Below are 15,197 nucleotides of genomic sequence, written 5' to 3' on the forward strand. Positions count from 1 at the left end.
GCCTCATAAAAGAGCGCACCTGATGAAACGCCAGCCACTCGACGACAGCTTCAAGGTCAACCGCAACCCCGTCACCCTGCGCGAAATCGTACTCGACAAGCTGCGTGGCGCAATCATGAACTTCCACCTGCTGCCCGGCGACCGCCTGGTCGAACGCGACCTCTGCGACCGCCTGGGGGTCAGCCGCACCTCGGTGCGTGAAGCACTGCGCCACCTGGAGTCCGAAGGCCTGGTGGAATTCGCCGACGCCAAAGGCCCGCGCGTGGCGATCATTACCCTGGAAGACGCCCGCGACATCTACGAGTTGCGCTGCGTGCTCGAAGGCCTGATCGTGCAACTGTTCACGCTCAATGCCAAAGCCAAGGACATCCGCGCCCTGGAGCGCGCCCTGGAAGTGAACCGCGAGGCGCTGGAAGACGGCGAACTGCAGCAAGTCCTTGATTCGGTGCAAGGCTTCTACGACGTGCTGCTCGAAGGCTCCGGCAACCAGGTCGCTGCCCAACAGCTACGCCAGTTGCAGGCACGCATCAGCTACCTGCGCGCCACCTCGGTGTCGCAAGAAAACCGCCGTGGCGCCAGCAACCGTGAAATGGAAAAGATCGTCGAGGCCATCAAAGGCGGCGACCCGCTGGTGGCCCACCAGGCCTCGGTCGACCACGTGCGCGCCGCCGCCAAGGTCGCCCTGGACTACCTGCGCCAGAAGCAGGACGACAACACCAAGGTGCGCGACATCGTCGAGCCCCTGGCCCTGAAGGAACCTCGCATAGGCCGCTGACCATGCCCAACGCCCCGCGCTACTGCCCGCACTGCACCACGGAACTGGCCCGGGGCGTTCCCACAGGCGACACCCACGAACGCCTGCACTGCCCTGGCTGCGGCTACATCCATTACATCAACCCGAAGATCATCGCCGGCTGCATCATCGAGCGCGACGGCAAGTACCTGCTGTGCCAGCGCGCCATCCCGCCTCGCCCGGGCACCTGGACCTTGCCTGCCGGGTTCATGGAAGCGGGTGAAACCACCGAGCAGGCAGCGCTGCGCGAGGTGTGGGAAGAAACCGGCGTGCGGGGCGAAATCGTTTCGCCCTACTCCATCTTCAGCGTGCCGAAGATCAGCGAGGTGTACATCATCTTCCGCGCCATCGCCACCGAAGAGACCGGGCAGTATGGGCCCGAAACGCTCGCCTACAAGTTCTTCGAACCCGATGACATTCCGTGGGACGAGATCTATTACCCGGCCATCCGGCAGATTCTGGAGCGCTACATCCTGGAACGTCAGGCCGGGGTCTACGGCATCTACATGGGCAATGACGACACAGGCAAAGTGCACTTCATTCGGTAGGCCCGTGTCAGCCTCTTCGCGGTGCCATCACAAACCCCTCGCCAAGCTACCCTTCTCAGTGCACCCTTATGATCCCGGCAACCAATGGATCGGCAGCGCACATGGCAAAATGGCTGGACAGCGGCGGGTTGATGGCCGAACGCATCCGCAATCACGACTGGGCCAACAGCCCGCTTGGCCCCCTGGAACACTGGCCGGAAACGTTACGGGCCAGTGTTGCCCTGTGCCTGGCTTCCCGCTTCCCACAGGCCGTGCTTTGGGGCCCTGAGCTGATCACGCTGCACAACGACGCTTTTCTGCCCATCCTCGGCCAGAAGCCCTCGGCCGTGGGCCGCCCATTCAGCCACGTGTGGCAAGAGGCCTGGAGCGCGATCAGTGCCTTCGCCGACCAGGCCATGGCGGGCGAGGCGGTATTCATCGAAGACTTTCCGCTGGTGATTGAACGCAACGGCAACCCCGAACGCGCCTACTTCACCTTCTGCTACAGCCCGATCCGCAGTGTGGATGGCAGCGTAGTGGGCATGCTCGACACGGTCACGGAAACCACCACCAACGTGGTCACCAATCAACGCCTGGCATTTCTCGACGACCTGGGCCGCGCCGTGGCCGAGGCCACCGACCCCGACCAGATTCTGGGGATTACCACGCGCATGCTGGTCGAACACCTGGGCCTGTCCAGTTGCGCCTACGCCGTGATGGACGCCGACGAGGACGGCTTTACCATCTGCGGCGATGCCGTGGCGCAGGGCTCGCCGCACCTGGTCGGCCAATACCGCCTTGCCGATTTTGGCCGACTGGCGGTCAGCCGGCTGCGAAGTGGCCTGCCGCTGGTAGTCAACGACAACCTGCAGGAACTGGCCCCCGAAGAGGCCGCCACGTTCCAGGCCATCGGCATCACGGCCACCATTTGCATGCCGCTGATCAAAAATGGTCGGCTCACCGCGCTGATGGCCATCCACGACAAGGTGCCGCGGCTGTGGACCACTTATGACCAGGCCCTGATCAGCGAGGTGACGGAGCGTTCGTGGGCCCACATCCAACGCGTGCAGGCCTATGCCGAGGTGCGTGAGGCCATGGCGGCGCTGGAGGCGCTCAATGCCACACTTGAACACCGCGTCGAAGAGCGCACCACCCAGCTGCTGCACACCGAGGCCGTGCTGCGGCAAACCCAGAAGCTGGAAGCCATTGGCCAGCTAACCGGCGGCGTGGCCCACGACTTCAACAACCTGCTGACCATCATTCGCTCGTCGCTGCACTTTCTGCAGCGCCCCAACCTGGATGAAACCCGCCGCGAGCGCTACATCAAGGCCATGACCGACACCGTCGACCGCGGCGCCAAGCTCACCGGCCAGCTGCTGGCATTCGCCCGCCGCCAGGCCCTGAGCCCACAAGTATTCGAAGCCGGCCCCAGGCTGCAGGGCATGGCCGACATGCTCGACACCGCCACCGGCGCGCGCATCGAAGTGCAACTGACGCTACCCGAACAGCCCTGCCACATCCGCGCCGACTTGAGCCAACTGGAAACGGCAGTGATCAATTTGATGCTCAATGGCCGCGATGCCATGGCCGGTGCCGGCACCTTGCGCTTGCGACTGATGGCCAACCAGCGCCTGCCTGCCCTGCGTGGCCAGCCGGAGCAAGACGGGCCGTTCGCCGCCATTTCGGTGACAGACGACGGCATGGGCATTGCGCCCGGTTTGCTGGACCGTATCTTCGACCCCTTTTTCACCACCAAGGCACCCGGCGAAGGCACCGGGCTGGGCTTGTCGCAGGTATTCGGCTTTGCCAAGCAATCCGGTGGCGATGTGCAGGTAACCAGTGTCGAAGGCCAGGGCACCACGTTCACCCTTTATCTGCCGCAAGAGGCCGCACCCATGGCGCAGGCCTTGGCTGATGACGTGATTGAGCCGCTACAGCGCGGCAGTAAACGGCGCATCCTGGTGGTGGAAGACAACCCGGACCTGGGCACCTTCACCAGCCAGATTCTCGAAGACCATGGCTACCGCATCAGCTGGGCCAACTCTGCCGAAGCCGCACTGACACAACTGGCCAGCCCCGACGGGCAGTTCGATGCGGTGTTTTCCGATGTGGTGATGCCCGGCATGGGTGGGTTGGCGCTGGCCCGGCAATTGCGTCTGGAGCGCCCGCAATTACCAGTGATTCTGACGTCGGGCTACAGCGACGCCATTGCTGAAGGCGGGCACCAGGGCTTTGCGTTTCTGGCCAAGCCGTATTCGGCCGAACAGGTTTGCCAATTGCTCGGCAAGGTGCTGGGCCCCTGATCGGTTACTCAAGGGGTGCGCCGCAGCAGGTACGTGTCCATGATCCAGCCTTTTCGCAGCCGGCACTGTTCGCGGGTTTCGAGAATCTGCGCCTTCACGGCCTGCAACGGGCCGGCGATCAGCACTTCGTCCGCCGTGCCCAGGTAAGCCCCCCAGTAAATCACCAGGCCGGGGTCATCCAGGCTGGCGAAAGCGCACTGCCCGTCCAGCATCACCACAGCATTGTCGATGCGATGCTGCTGCGCCAAGCGCCGTCCTGGCAGCACCGTCAACGGCTCGCCAATGCGGTTGAGCGGTATCTGGTGGCGGGCCGCCAATGCCTGCACACTGCTGATGCCTGGAATCACCTCCAGCCGCAACGCCAAACCCTGCTCACGCACACGCTCAAGAATACGCAGGGTGCTGTCGTAGAGCCCCGGCTCACCCCACAACAGAAACGCTCCCGTATCCGCCGAGGTCATTTCTTCATTGATCAGGCTGCCGTACAGCGCTGCACGTTGGCGATGCCAGTCGTCCACCGCCGCCACGTAATCATCTGACCCACTGTCGCGCTGAGGGTCCGCCACCTGTACCAGGCGATAGCCACCTTCAGGCCGGTAGCGTTCGAGGATCGCCTTGCGCAACCTTACCAATTCGCGGGTCGCCGGCCCTTTGTCGAGCACGAAAAACACCGTGGCCCGGCGCAGCGCCTCAACGGCCTCGAAGGTGACCTGCCGCGGGTCACCCGGGCCGATGCCAATCAGCAAAAGGTCTTTCATTGCCCTGCCCCTGAAGGGAACCAGCAGCCATTGTGAAAGGGCCGCTGGTGTTTGGCAAAAAAGGCTTCAGAAGAGCGAGAAGTTGTAGCTGACGATGATCCGGCTCTCGTCCATATCCCGCGCCCACTTCTCGTAGTTGCTGCGGTAAGTGGAGTTGCGCAGGCGTATGCTGACGTCTTTGAACGTGCCGCTTTGCACCTGGTACTTCAATTCAGTATCACGCTCCCACTCTTTGCCTTCGGCAAGGCTGCCCGGCACTTTAATATGGTCGCCGTTGATGTAGCGGGTAAAGAAGGTAAGCCCCGGCACACCGAGGGCCTTGAAGTCATAGTCGTAACGCAGTTGCCAGGACCGCTCCTGCGCCGCGGCAAAGTCGTTCACCTGCGCATAGTTGACCAGGTATGGGTTACTGCCATCGAGGTACGGCATGGCACTTTTGCCATACATGCGCTGCCAACCCGCACTGATCTTGTGGCCGCCCAAACTGTAGCCCAGCATGCCGCTGAAGGCTTGGTGATCAATCTTGCCAGCGCGTGCATTACCAATGTCGTCACTTTTGATCAGACGCAGGTCGGCCGACAGGCTGCCTGCCGACAGTGGTTGATTTGCCATCAAGCCCAGGAAGTGCTGACGGTAGATGTTCTCCAGTTTGGCCACTTGATACTGGGCGCTGAACCGGTCGTTGAAACGGTAATCCACGCCCGCCAGGTCGAAGTGATCAGCCTCGATATCGCAGGCGTAACGCTTGTTCTTGCAGTGCACGCGAATGTCCTGGCGGTCGGTGGAATCACGCGCCGTGTACTGGTTCATCCGCGCCAGCGTGAACTTCAGGCCGCGCAGTTCTTCAGACGTCAGCAGCGCGCCATGGAACATCGTGGGCAGCAAGCGGCCATCGTTGTATTTGAGCAGCGGTACATCGGGCATCATCGAGCCGTACTTGAGCACGGTGTTCGACACCTTCGCCTTGGCTGCCAGGCCCATCTTTGCGTACTGGTCGGCAGAACCGCGCGGGTCATGCCCGGAAGACGGCAACAATCCACTATTACTGTCGGCGGGGCTGGAATCCAGCTTGAAGCCGAACATGCCCAGTGCATCCACGCCAAAGCCCACCGGGCCTTGGGTGTAGCCCGACTGCACATTCAGAATAAAACCTTGTGCCGCTTCCTCACGTTTGGAGGCGCCTTGGCTTGAAGAGCTATGGCCGTCACGAAAATCCCGGTTGAAGTAAACAGTGCGAGCTTCAACCTTGGCGCTACTGTCTTCAAGAAAGCCGGCAGCCTGGGCATGCGCGCCAGCGCACAGCAGAAAGAGGCAGGCAACACGACGCCCGTGGGCATGGGAAAGGGAGGAAAACATGCGAAGAAACATCCAGGAAACAAACAGAAAAACTCACGGCGGCAAAGCGTCGCCAACAACCGCCCAATATCTGAAATGATCGCGCACAGGCTCTGGCGCAAGCCATTGGACCATGGTCTAGGCGCGGGACAACCTGCAAACAGAAACGTTCGAAAATACCGCTGGGAAAACTTTTAAAGTTCCGGCCTTACTTATAAAAAGTTTGCGGTTTACCAAAAAGCTACAACTGACTACACTCGATACCAGCGAACAGTAAGACCCACCCGCGTGGCCGGCGTTTGTTCTCGTCTATGTTCGTCACGCCCCGCCACGGAAGACGTACAGGAGTGATTACAGTGTCCAGACTTGCAGAGTTTCGTGCTGCCGAAAAAGCGCTCCAGGAGCAAATGGCACAACTGGAAGCGCTGAAAAAGGATGCCGGCCTCAAACGCGAAATCGAATTCGAGCAGAAACTAGTCGGCCTGATGAAAAGCTATGACAAAAGTCTGCGCGATATCGTCGCCATCCTCGATCCAAAAGCGGTTAGCCGTGGTGCCGTGAGTGCCCCCAAACAGCAGCGCCGGCCACGGGTGGTCAAGGTGTACGAAAACCCGCATACCGGTGAATTGATCGAGACCAAAGGCGGCAACCACCGCGGCTTGAAGGCATGGAAAGAACAGTACGGGGCCGGCACGGTGGAAAGCTGGGTACGCTGATGAAACATCAACGCCAGCTTCACACTTTTTTCACACCCACTGGCCCAGTATCGAGACAGCTAAAGGACTAGCGACCCCATCACGCGCCCGCACATGCGGGCCTCTCTTCCAGCGCCCTGCCTTGTGCAGGGCGCTTTCATTTGCGCAATCGCTTCACTGCCGTATCATGGCCGCCTGTCTGTTTCGCTGGCCGCAGTTGCCAGCCCCGTCTCTGGAGAACCCATGAGCCTGCATGATTTGCACACCCTGCCGGGCGTCACCGCCAAACCGGACGCCGCCACCGCCCAGTTCGTTTTCAACCACACCATGTTGCGTGTGAAGAACATCGAACAGTCGCTGGACTTCTACACCCGCGTGCTGGGCTTCAGCCTTGTCGACAAGCGTGACTTCCCGGAAGCCGCCTTCAGCCTGTACTTCCTGGCCCTGGTCGACCCGGCGCAAATCCCGGCCGATGACGCCGCACGCCACCAGTGGATGAAATCGATCCCGGGCGTGCTGGAACTGACCCACAACCACGGCACCGAAGATGACGTGGATTTCGCCTACCACAACGGCAACGCCGACCCGCGCGGCTTTGGCCACATCTGCATTTCGGTGCCGGACGTACGCGAAGCCTGCGCACGCTTCGAGGCCCTTAACGTGCCGTTCCAGAAGCGCCTGCAGGATGGCCGCATGAACCACCTGGCCTTCGTGAAAGACCCGGATGGCTACTGGGTTGAAGTGATCCAGCCGACCGAACTCAAAGGCTGACGTTCATCGGGCCGGGAACTCCTGGCCCCTCGCTGTGGTATATGGAAGTAACAGCTCCCAGAGCCACAGCGAGGTAAGGACGATGCAATCTCTTCACTGTGAATACCGCGACCACACCATCACCGCCAGCGTGATGCCCCACCCCGACTCCCCCCTGCCCTATGCCGCCGGGTGCCTGATCACCGACCCTGAAGGGCATACCAGCAAGCGGTTTTCGATGCCGATGAAGTTTTTCGCCGACCTGGAGAATGCCCAGCATGTGTCGCTGGCCCATGGGCGGGCGTTGGTGGATGAGCAGTTGGATAAACGGCACAAGTTGTAATGAAACTGTGCCGGCCTCTTCGCGGGTAAAACCCGCTCCCACAGGGATTGCGCATGCCTTGAGGTAAGCACTGAACCTGTGGGAGCGGCTTTAGCCGCGAAGGGGCCGGCACAACCAACCTAGCCTTCCCGGGCAAACGCGACAGCCAAGTCCACCTGTTCCCGCGTGGGCCGCACCCCGGTGTACAGCACAAACTGCTCCAGCGCCTGCAAGGCAATCACTTCCAACCCGGTAATCACCGGTTTGCCCAACGCCTGCGCGCGCCGAATCAGCGGCGTCTGCGCCGGCATCGCCACCACATCGAACACCCGCTCGGCTGCCGCGATGGCCTGCTCATTGAATGCCAGCTGTTCGGCCTCCGGCCCGCCGGCCATCCCGATCGGGGTCACATTCACCAACATCGGCGGGCACACATCGCCCAGCTCGCGTACCCAGCGATAGCCGCAACTGTCCGCCAACTGCTGCCCGGCCTGCTCATTGCGGGCCACGATGATGCCTTCGGCAAAGCCGGCATCGCGCAAGGCGCCGGCCACTGCCTTGGCCATGCCACCACTGCCACGCAGGGCAAAGGCGGTGCTCGGGGCCACCTGATGCTGCTCCAGCAATTGGCGCACCGCCAGATAATCAGTGTTGTAGGCCTTCAGGTGGCCGGCCGTGTTCACCAGCGTGTTCACCGACTCGATGGCCGCCGCGGACGGGTCGATTTCATCCACCAGCGCCATGCACGCCTCTTTGTACGGCATCGATACGCCACAGCCGCGAATGCCCAGGGCACGGATACCGCCCACAGCGGCTGGCAGGTCATCGGTGGTCATGGCCTTGTAGTAATAGTCCAGCCCCAACTGCTGGTACAGGTGGTTATGAAAGCGAACACCAAAGGTACCGGGCCGGCCGGCCAGGGAAATGCACAGCACGGTGTCTCTGCTGGGAGTTGTCGGCATAACCTGCATCATCCTCATGACTGAATCGTTTGTGCAGCCTACCAGACCACACCGCTGGTCGTCCCTTACACAACCTTTACCCTTTCCCTGTGCTCACCTTACAGAGCCCGCAGTCATAGTAGTAAGGCCCCAAGCGTGGGGCTGCCTTGCGAGGACTTCACATGAACCGTTTTCTCCCCGGAATCGCCCTGCTGGTCGGTGCGCTGGCCATCAGCGGGCAAGCTGCTGCCCATGGCGGTGGCGGGCATGGCTGGTATGGCCCAGGCCCCTTGGTCGGCGCGGCCGTGGTCGGTGCGGTGGTCGGGGCCACGGTTTATGGCGGCCGCGACCGCACCGTGTACGTTGAACGCCAGCCGGTGTACTACCCGCCCGCCCCGGTCTACGTGCAAACGCCGCCGCCACCGGTTTACTACCAGCCTTACTACGTACCCGCGCCGCCCCCGCCCGGCTACCGCCCTTACGGGCCACCGCCGGCGTATTACGGCCCGCCGCGCTGGTAACCGTTGAAAAAGTTAATGAGCACTATTGAGCACGTTGATTTCAAAGCGACCTGGCGACTGCGTAAGGTAGGGCCATGTTTCACAGGAGGTCCACATGGCCACTATCCAGATCATGTCCGTTGTCGGCAGTGCCGTCCCCACTACCCTGCGTGAAAAGGGCCTGCTGGCGTGCTGGTACCTGGTGCTCAACGGCGAAGCGGTAAGCGGCCCGATGGCCTCCCGCGCCTCGGCCCAGGCCCTGGCTGAGCGGATGCAGGCCGATTGCCTGGTCGCCTGATCGAATTTGTTGTGCGTTGCTCCCTACGCCTCTTCCGACCCGCCTCGTTGCGGGTCTTTTTTTGCCCGCACAACCCGACGAACGGAGCTGGGATAACCGTTACAGCATGAAGCTTTCTTCATTTCGACAGGTCGACTAAACGAGCAATCGACAGCGCTTGAGCCATACTCCAGAATGCGAGCGTTTTTAGGGGGAAAACCCTTGCACAGCCAACGACATACCAACTTTTAGTGAGCCTCAACGTGAAAACTTCCCTGTCCATCCTCAGCCTGCTGCTGTTGCTCACAGGTACTGCGACCCTCCCGTCGACCGCTGCTGCACAACCCCCGGCCCAGGTTCAACGCGACCCGTCCAAGCTGCATCTGGCCTCCGGCAGCGCTCTGCTGATCGACCTGAACACCAATCAGGAACTGTATTCGAGCCACCCTGACCGGGTGGTGCCCATCGCCTCGGTAACCAAGCTGATGACAGCGATGGTAGTGCTGGATGCCAAGCTGCCGATGGATGAGATGCTCACCATGACCATCGCCAACAACCCGGACATGAAAGGCGTCTACTCGCGGGTACGCCTGGGCAGCGAGCTCAACCGCCGCGAAACGTTGCTGATCACGTTGATGTCGTCTGAAAACCGCGCCGCCACCACCCTGGCCAACCACTACCCCGGCGGCTACCCAGCCTTCATCAAGGCGATGAACGCCAAGGCCCGCAGCCTGGGCATGGCGCACACCCGCTACGTGGAGCCGACCGGCCTTTCGACCCAGAACGTGTCCACCGCCCGCGACCTGGCCAAGCTGCTGATGGCTTCGCGCAAGTACCCGATGCTGAGCGAGCTGTCGACCACCCGCGAAAAAACCGTGGCCTTCCGCAAGCCCAACTACACGCTGGGCTTCCGGAACACCGACCACCTGGTGAACAAGAGCAATTGGGATATCAAACTGACCAAGACCGGCTTCACCAACGAGGCTGGTCACTGCCTGGTGCTGCTCACCCGCATGGACAACCGCCCGGTGGCCATGGTGATCCTCGATGCGTTCGGCAAGTACACCCACTTCGCCGATGCCAGCCGCATGCGCCAGTGGCTGGAAACCGGCGCGGCCAAGCCAGCACCGGCGGTAGCGATGCAGTACAAGTCGGACCGGCAGAACAAGAGCCGGCTGGCGGCGGAGTAAAGCCTTCGGATTCAGGCGCGGATCAACCGCGCCTGATTACCTCAAACCTGCGTATCGACCATCGTCCCGGCACTGCTGCCACCGGTTTCCTGCAGCGCTTCGAGCAACTGCGCGGTGGCCTGCAGGATCTGGCCATTGATCGTCGCAATACTGGCCTGTTTGGCACTTACCGCCGCGACTTTGGCGGTCTCTTCCATGTTCTGCGCCGAAATGTCGGCCAGTTGCTTCTGCTCTTCAGCCAGCTGCTTCTGCAGCTTCTTGATCATTTCCCGCAATTGCTTGATATGCGCCGCTTCGGTGCTGTCGTCGCTCTGCGCAGCCCCACCGCCGCCCTGCGGCTTCGAAGTACCCGACGCCTCTGTGGTGGCCTGGGTGCCTTCAGTCTTTTCGGCCTCGGTGCTGTCGGCCGTCTGAGCGGTGCTTGCAGCCTGTACTGACGGGGTGTTGATGGTGACTGCCGTGATACCTGCCATGCCCTTCTCCCTGACCTCGAATGGGTCTTTTCGTTGGCCTGCGTATCGGCGGCCTGGCGCACATCTTTAGGCCCACTCGGCCAACGGTGCACGATCCACCAGTAAATTCCCCGCCCCGTGGCTCGTTCCAACCCATGTACCTACGCAGGAGCCGGACACCCGGCGGGCGTCCCCAATCGACTTTTATGGAATCGCAGCCATGAGCCAGTCTTCAAACCCGGAAACCATCAAGGACTTGATCGGGGTGGGCTTCGGCCCGTCCAACCTGGCCTTGGCCATCGCCCTGGAAGAGCTTGCCCAGACCCAAGGCCATGCCCTCGACGCACTGTTCATCGACAAGCAGCAGGACTACCGCTGGCACGGTGAAACCCTGGCCACCCAGAGTGAGTTGCAGATTTCGTTCCTCAAGGATCTGGTATCGCTGCGCAACCCCACCAGCCCTTACAGTTTTGTGAACTACCTGCACCAAAAGCGGCGCCTGGCCGATTTCATCAACCTGGGCACGTTCTACCCCTGCCGCCTGGAGTACAACGACTACCTGCGCTGGGCAGCCGAGCATTTCGCCAGCCAGGCCGTGTACGGTGAGCAAGTGCTGCGCATCGAGCCGGAAGTAAAGGCAGGCCGGGTGCAGCACCTGCGCCTGGTATCGCGCGACCCGCAAGGCCGCGAAACAAGCCGCCGCACCCGCTCGGTGGTGGTCGGCACCGGCGGCACGCCGAAAATCCCGGAAAAGTTCGGCGCGTTCAAGGACGACCCCCGCGTTTTCCACCACTCCCAGTACCTCAGCAGCCTTAACAAGCTGGCGTGCTCGGCGGGCAAGCCGATGCGCATTGCAGTCATCGGCTCGGGCCAGAGCGCTGCCGAAGCCTTCATTGACCTCAACGACAGCTACCCGTCGGTCAAGGTAGACATGGTACTGCGCGGCTCGGCCCTCAAGCCGGCCGACGACAGCCCGTTTGTCAACGAGATCTTCTCGCCCGACTACACCGACCTGGTCTTCAACGAGCCGGCCGACCAACGGGCCAAGCTGGTGGGCGAATACCACAACACCAACTACTCGGTGGTCGACCTTGACCTGATCGAGCGCATTTACGGCATCCTCTATCGCCAGAAAGTGTCACACCAGTTCCGCCACAACGTGCTGTGCCGCCGTCACATAGAAGCGGTGGTGGCCACCCGCGACAGCATTGAACTGACCCTGCGCGACCTGGCCACCGGCCAGCACCAGACCCACCGTTACGATGCCGTGATCCTCGCCACCGGTTACGAACGCCGCTCCCATCGCGACCTGTTGGCCCCACTGGCCGGCTACCTCGAAGACTTCACCGTCGACCGCCACTACCGCATGCTGGCCAGCCCGGACCTGCACGCGTCGGTGTACCTGCAAGGCTTCTGCGAGAACAGCCACGGCCTGAGCGATACGCTATTGTCGGTGCTGCCCGCACGTGCAGCCGAAATCGGCCAGGCGCTCTACCAGGACTTGGCGCGCCTGCATGGCAAGGCCCAACCGGCGGTAGCGCTGACAAGCGCCTGATACGCCCCGCGCAATACCCCAAGCCGACCTCACGCCACGCGCGTCAGGTCGGCTTGTCATTTCTGAAACATTTGCTTGCATTTAATTTGGCAGGATTTTCATTCTCATTCGTCCTTAATAGTGCAGCCCTCATTGGTTGGGCGTGTGTTCGACCCTCATTTTCAGAAGACCGTCCGATGGCCAAATCACCGAAAAAATCCAAGTCCAAGCTGTGGTTCCTCATCCACAGCTGGCTCGCCTTGCCGATCTGGTTCTTCGTGCTGATCGTGTGTTTTACCGGCATGCTCGCCGTGGTCAGCCAAGAGATCGTCTGGCTGGCCAACCCTGATGTGCGCGCCAACAAGCCAGATGACGCCAACGAACGGCTCAGTTTTCAGCAGTTGGCCAACGCCTTGCACAAGGCCGAGCCAGACATGGTGATACGCTCCCTGCGGCAACCGGACGGCTCGCACTTTGCCATCACGGCCGGCGTGACCTACCCAGACGGCACCAGCCCGACGCTTTATGTCAACCCGTATACCGGCGCCATTCAGGGCAAAGTGCCCGACTTCAACTTCGAAGCCTTCACCCGCGCCTTGCACGGCTGGTGGCTGGTGCCGTTCACCAACGGCTTCAGCTGGGGTTGGTACCTGGTGTCATTGCTGGGCCTGCCGATGCTGGCATCGCTGGTAACCGGCCTGGTGGTGTACAAGAAGTTCTGGAAGGGTTTCTTCAAACCCATCCGTACAGGCCATGGCCCACGTATTTTCTGGGGCGACCTGCACCGCCTGGCCGGCGTCTGGTCGATCTGGTTCATTGCCGTCATTTCCATCACCGGCACCTGGTTCCTGATCCAGGCCATTCTGTTCGACAACCACATCACCATTTCCACCCGGCCGGTGGTGCCGGTCATCGCCCGCGAAGACGTGCCACAAACGCCCGATGGCAGCCCGGCGCCACGCATCGATCTGGACGAGGCCGCACGCATTGCCGGCCTGGCGGTACCGGGCCTGGAAATCAACGCCGTCATGCTGCCCGCCACCGCCTACAGCCACATCAACCTGTCTGGCCCTGGCTGGTACCCGCTGATGAACCAGAGCGCCACCGTCAACCCATACACCCGTAACGTCGACAGCCAGTTCCTGATCAGCGACCGCAGCGGCCTGGAGTTCGTCACCGAATCGATGCGGCCGCTGCACACCGGCGACTTCGGTGGTTTGCCGATCAAGCTGATCTGGTTCTTCTTCGGCCTGGTCCTGACCCTGATGGTGTTCAGCGGCCTGCTGATCTGGACCAAACGCACCGCCCAGGCCACTGCCGCCGCCCTCAAGCGCAGTGAACGCGCCCCGCGCGCGGCCAATGCCGACACCCCCGTGGAGATCCGCCCATGAGCCAGGCCCAACCCCTGCCCGCCCAGCCCCTGAAAACGTGGTGGCTGAAGTGGCGTTTCCACCTGAACATTCTGCTGATCCTCATCCCCTTGGGTTTCATGCCCAAGTACTTCGCCGACGCCGCGTTGTTCCGCGGCGATGCGGGATTGGGCGCCACCCCGATTCGCGACATCCAGGTCGGCCCCTACAGCCTGGACCTGGCCGAGCTGCGCAGTGAAGCCCCGCGGGCCGATGGCCCGGCCGGTTACTTCAAGCAGTTCAACGCTTCGCTGTGCAAAACCTGCATCAACGGCGTTAAAGCGGTGTACCTGCGCATCGGCAAACCGCGCAGCCTGCGCGCCGCCGGCACGATCTTCTTCGGCGCGCCATACCGCATGGGCACCAACCTGCCGATCCCGCCGCGCACCCGCACCGATGCGCAAATCTGGATCAGCATCGAAGGCTGGGATGGCAGCATGCACCAGGCATCCGTCCCCCTGGCAAAAGCTTCGCCGGCCACCGTGGCCTGGCTCGAGAAACAAGGAGGCAAACCATGAAGCACGTTATCCGCAGGCTCGCCCTGCCCTTGCTGGCCTTGGCGGCTGGGCCGGCCCTGGCCCACAACCCGATGTGCGATTGCGAGCCCATCGATGGCGGCCAGGTGAAATGCACCGGTGGTTTCTCGGACGGCAGTGGCGCACCGGGCGTGACCCTGGACGTGATCGGCTACGACGAACAGATGCTGGTCAAAGGCAAGCTGGGTGAGGACTCCACCCTCACATTCAAGCGCCCGGACGGTGAGTTCTACGTGCTGTTCGACGCCGGCCCCGGCCACGTCGTGGAAGTCGACCACGCCGATATCGCCCCATGAGCCGCGCCCAACTTGTACGCCCTGCCGGTGCCGGGCACGAAACCCTCTATGTGCTGCTGACCAGCCTGCTGATCGTGGTGCTGGCCGCCACCGTGGTGCTGCTGCGCGGCGAACGCGAGGACGAGCAGGCCATCGCCAGCCACCAGATCGACGCCCGCCGCGACCTCACCGCCGCCGAGCAAGGCATCTACACCGACCTGCGGGTGGCCTTCGATGAAATCCGATTGCTGCGCGAAGAAAGCGCCAGCGTGCCAAGTGTGGACGTGCTGGCCGAAGAAGGGCTGCCGCCGTTCGTGGTGGATGCCGGCAGCCAAAGCCGTGGTGCCCATCAGTGGGCCTGGCTGGGCACCGGCGCGTACCTGGGCCGCAGCCAGGCCCCCGAAGTGGCTGGCAGCTTCCTGATGATCGTGCCCACCGACGACCACGCCCAGGTCGACGTGTGGCTGCGCCGCGACAGCGCTGCCGTCACCCCTGACGATTTAGGCCAGGCCGCGCTGATTGCCGCCGGCTGGCAGCAAGTGGTCAGCCATTACGACGCCGGGGTCACCCGCGAACACCGTCACTGAACCCAAGGAATTC

At 62.2% G+C, this 15,197-nt stretch carries 18 protein-coding genes; 14 read left to right on the plus strand and 4 right to left on the minus strand.

Annotation, left to right across the window (positions count from 1 at the left end; translation table 11 throughout):
- Nucleotides 1-22: 22 nt before the first annotated feature.
- The 3 genes from PVV54_RS16370 (at nt 23) to PVV54_RS16380 (ending at nt 3,623) form a co-directional block, all read left to right on the plus strand.
- Nucleotides 23-775: a GntR family transcriptional regulator gene (locus tag PVV54_RS16370; protein WP_274906262.1), complete on the plus strand. Its 753-nt coding sequence runs from the start codon at nt 23-25 to the stop codon at nt 773-775.
- 2 nt (nt 776-777) lie between these two features.
- Nucleotides 778-1,341 carry an NUDIX hydrolase gene (locus tag PVV54_RS16375; RefSeq protein WP_274906263.1) on the plus strand — a complete coding sequence of 188 codons (564 nt, stop codon included), beginning with the start codon at nt 778-780 and terminating at the stop codon, nt 1,339-1,341.
- 101 nt (nt 1,342-1,442) lie between these two features.
- The gene (locus PVV54_RS16380; protein WP_274906264.1) at nt 1,443-3,623 is read left to right on the plus strand and encodes an ATP-binding protein; all 2,181 of its coding nucleotides are present in this window, start codon (nt 1,443-1,445) and stop codon (nt 3,621-3,623) included.
- A gap of 8 nt (nt 3,624-3,631) precedes the next feature.
- Here PVV54_RS16380 and cobF read toward each other — a convergent pair whose 3' ends face one another.
- Both cobF and PVV54_RS16390 read right to left on the minus strand, forming a co-directional pair.
- The gene (gene cobF, locus PVV54_RS16385; RefSeq protein WP_274906265.1) at nt 3,632-4,381 is read right to left on the minus strand and encodes a precorrin-6A synthase (deacetylating); all 750 of its coding nucleotides are present in this window, start codon (nt 4,379-4,381) and stop codon (nt 3,632-3,634) included.
- A gap of 66 nt (nt 4,382-4,447) precedes the next feature.
- Nucleotides 4,448-5,737, minus strand: a complete 1,290-nt coding sequence (locus PVV54_RS16390) for an OprD family porin (protein WP_274906266.1) — start codon at nt 5,735-5,737, stop codon at nt 4,448-4,450.
- 335 nt (nt 5,738-6,072) lie between these two features.
- Between PVV54_RS16390 and PVV54_RS16395 the strand changes: the two genes are divergently transcribed.
- The 3 genes from PVV54_RS16395 (at nt 6,073) to PVV54_RS16405 (ending at nt 7,504) form a co-directional block, all read left to right on the plus strand.
- On the plus strand, nt 6,073-6,432 hold the full coding sequence (locus PVV54_RS16395; RefSeq protein WP_274906267.1) for a histone-like nucleoid-structuring protein, MvaT/MvaU family: 360 nt from the start codon (nt 6,073-6,075) through the stop codon (nt 6,430-6,432).
- Between the two features lie 222 nt (nt 6,433-6,654).
- Nucleotides 6,655-7,182 (plus strand): lactoylglutathione lyase, encoded by a 528-nt coding sequence (gene gloA, locus PVV54_RS16400; RefSeq protein ID WP_274906268.1) that lies wholly within the window; start codon nt 6,655-6,657, stop codon nt 7,180-7,182.
- 82 nt (nt 7,183-7,264) lie between these two features.
- Entirely contained in the window at nt 7,265-7,504 is a 240-nt protein-coding gene (locus PVV54_RS16405; protein WP_274906269.1) for a hypothetical protein, read from the plus strand.
- A gap of 119 nt (nt 7,505-7,623) precedes the next feature.
- Here PVV54_RS16405 and PVV54_RS16410 read toward each other — a convergent pair whose 3' ends face one another.
- The gene (locus PVV54_RS16410; RefSeq protein ID WP_274906270.1) at nt 7,624-8,445 is read right to left on the minus strand and encodes a shikimate 5-dehydrogenase; all 822 of its coding nucleotides are present in this window, start codon (nt 8,443-8,445) and stop codon (nt 7,624-7,626) included.
- A 161-nt stretch (nt 8,446-8,606) separates the two neighbouring features.
- Here PVV54_RS16410 and PVV54_RS16415 point away from each other — a divergent pair, with 161 nt between their 5' ends.
- From PVV54_RS16415 to pbpG, 3 genes are all read left to right on the plus strand, one after another.
- Nucleotides 8,607-8,945, plus strand: coding sequence for a hypothetical protein (locus PVV54_RS16415; RefSeq protein WP_274906271.1), 339 nt, complete (start codon nt 8,607-8,609; stop codon nt 8,943-8,945).
- Nucleotides 8,946-9,039: 94 nt separating this feature from the next.
- Nucleotides 9,040-9,222, plus strand: a complete 183-nt coding sequence (locus PVV54_RS16420) for a hypothetical protein (protein ID WP_274906272.1) — start codon at nt 9,040-9,042, stop codon at nt 9,220-9,222.
- A 242-nt stretch (nt 9,223-9,464) separates the two neighbouring features.
- Entirely contained in the window at nt 9,465-10,391 is a 927-nt protein-coding gene (pbpG, locus tag PVV54_RS16425) for a D-alanyl-D-alanine endopeptidase (RefSeq protein ID WP_274906273.1), read from the plus strand.
- 41 nt (nt 10,392-10,432) lie between these two features.
- On the opposite strand, the gene PVV54_RS16430 is transcribed toward pbpG, so the two are convergent.
- Nucleotides 10,433-10,864, minus strand: coding sequence for a hypothetical protein (locus tag PVV54_RS16430; RefSeq protein ID WP_274906274.1), 432 nt, complete (start codon nt 10,862-10,864; stop codon nt 10,433-10,435).
- A 199-nt stretch (nt 10,865-11,063) separates the two neighbouring features.
- Here PVV54_RS16430 and PVV54_RS16435 point away from each other — a divergent pair, with 199 nt between their 5' ends.
- The 5 genes from PVV54_RS16435 (at nt 11,064) to PVV54_RS16455 (ending at nt 15,184) form a co-directional block, all read left to right on the plus strand.
- Complete coding sequence (locus tag PVV54_RS16435) at nt 11,064-12,398, plus strand: lysine N(6)-hydroxylase/L-ornithine N(5)-oxygenase family protein (protein ID WP_274906275.1); 1,335 nt, start codon at nt 11,064-11,066, stop codon at nt 12,396-12,398.
- Between the two features lie 176 nt (nt 12,399-12,574).
- Nucleotides 12,575-13,768: a PepSY-associated TM helix domain-containing protein gene (locus PVV54_RS16440; protein WP_274906276.1), complete on the plus strand. Its 1,194-nt coding sequence runs from the start codon at nt 12,575-12,577 to the stop codon at nt 13,766-13,768.
- On the plus strand, nt 13,765-14,304 hold the full coding sequence (locus PVV54_RS16445; RefSeq protein WP_274906277.1) for a thiamine pyrophosphate-binding protein: 540 nt from the start codon (nt 13,765-13,767) through the stop codon (nt 14,302-14,304). Before PVV54_RS16440 ends, PVV54_RS16445 begins: the two co-directional genes overlap by 4 nt.
- Nucleotides 14,301-14,618 (plus strand): hypothetical protein, encoded by a 318-nt coding sequence (locus PVV54_RS16450; RefSeq protein WP_274906278.1) that lies wholly within the window; start codon nt 14,301-14,303, stop codon nt 14,616-14,618. Before PVV54_RS16445 ends, PVV54_RS16450 begins: the two co-directional genes overlap by 4 nt.
- Entirely contained in the window at nt 14,615-15,184 is a 570-nt protein-coding gene (locus PVV54_RS16455) for a DUF6162 family protein (RefSeq protein ID WP_274906279.1), read from the plus strand. Before PVV54_RS16450 ends, PVV54_RS16455 begins: the two co-directional genes overlap by 4 nt.
- Nucleotides 15,185-15,197: the final 13 nt, after the last annotated feature.

Source organism: Pseudomonas sp. PSKL.D1 (assembly GCF_028898945.1).
GTDB lineage: Bacteria > Pseudomonadota > Gammaproteobacteria > Pseudomonadales > Pseudomonadaceae > Aquipseudomonas.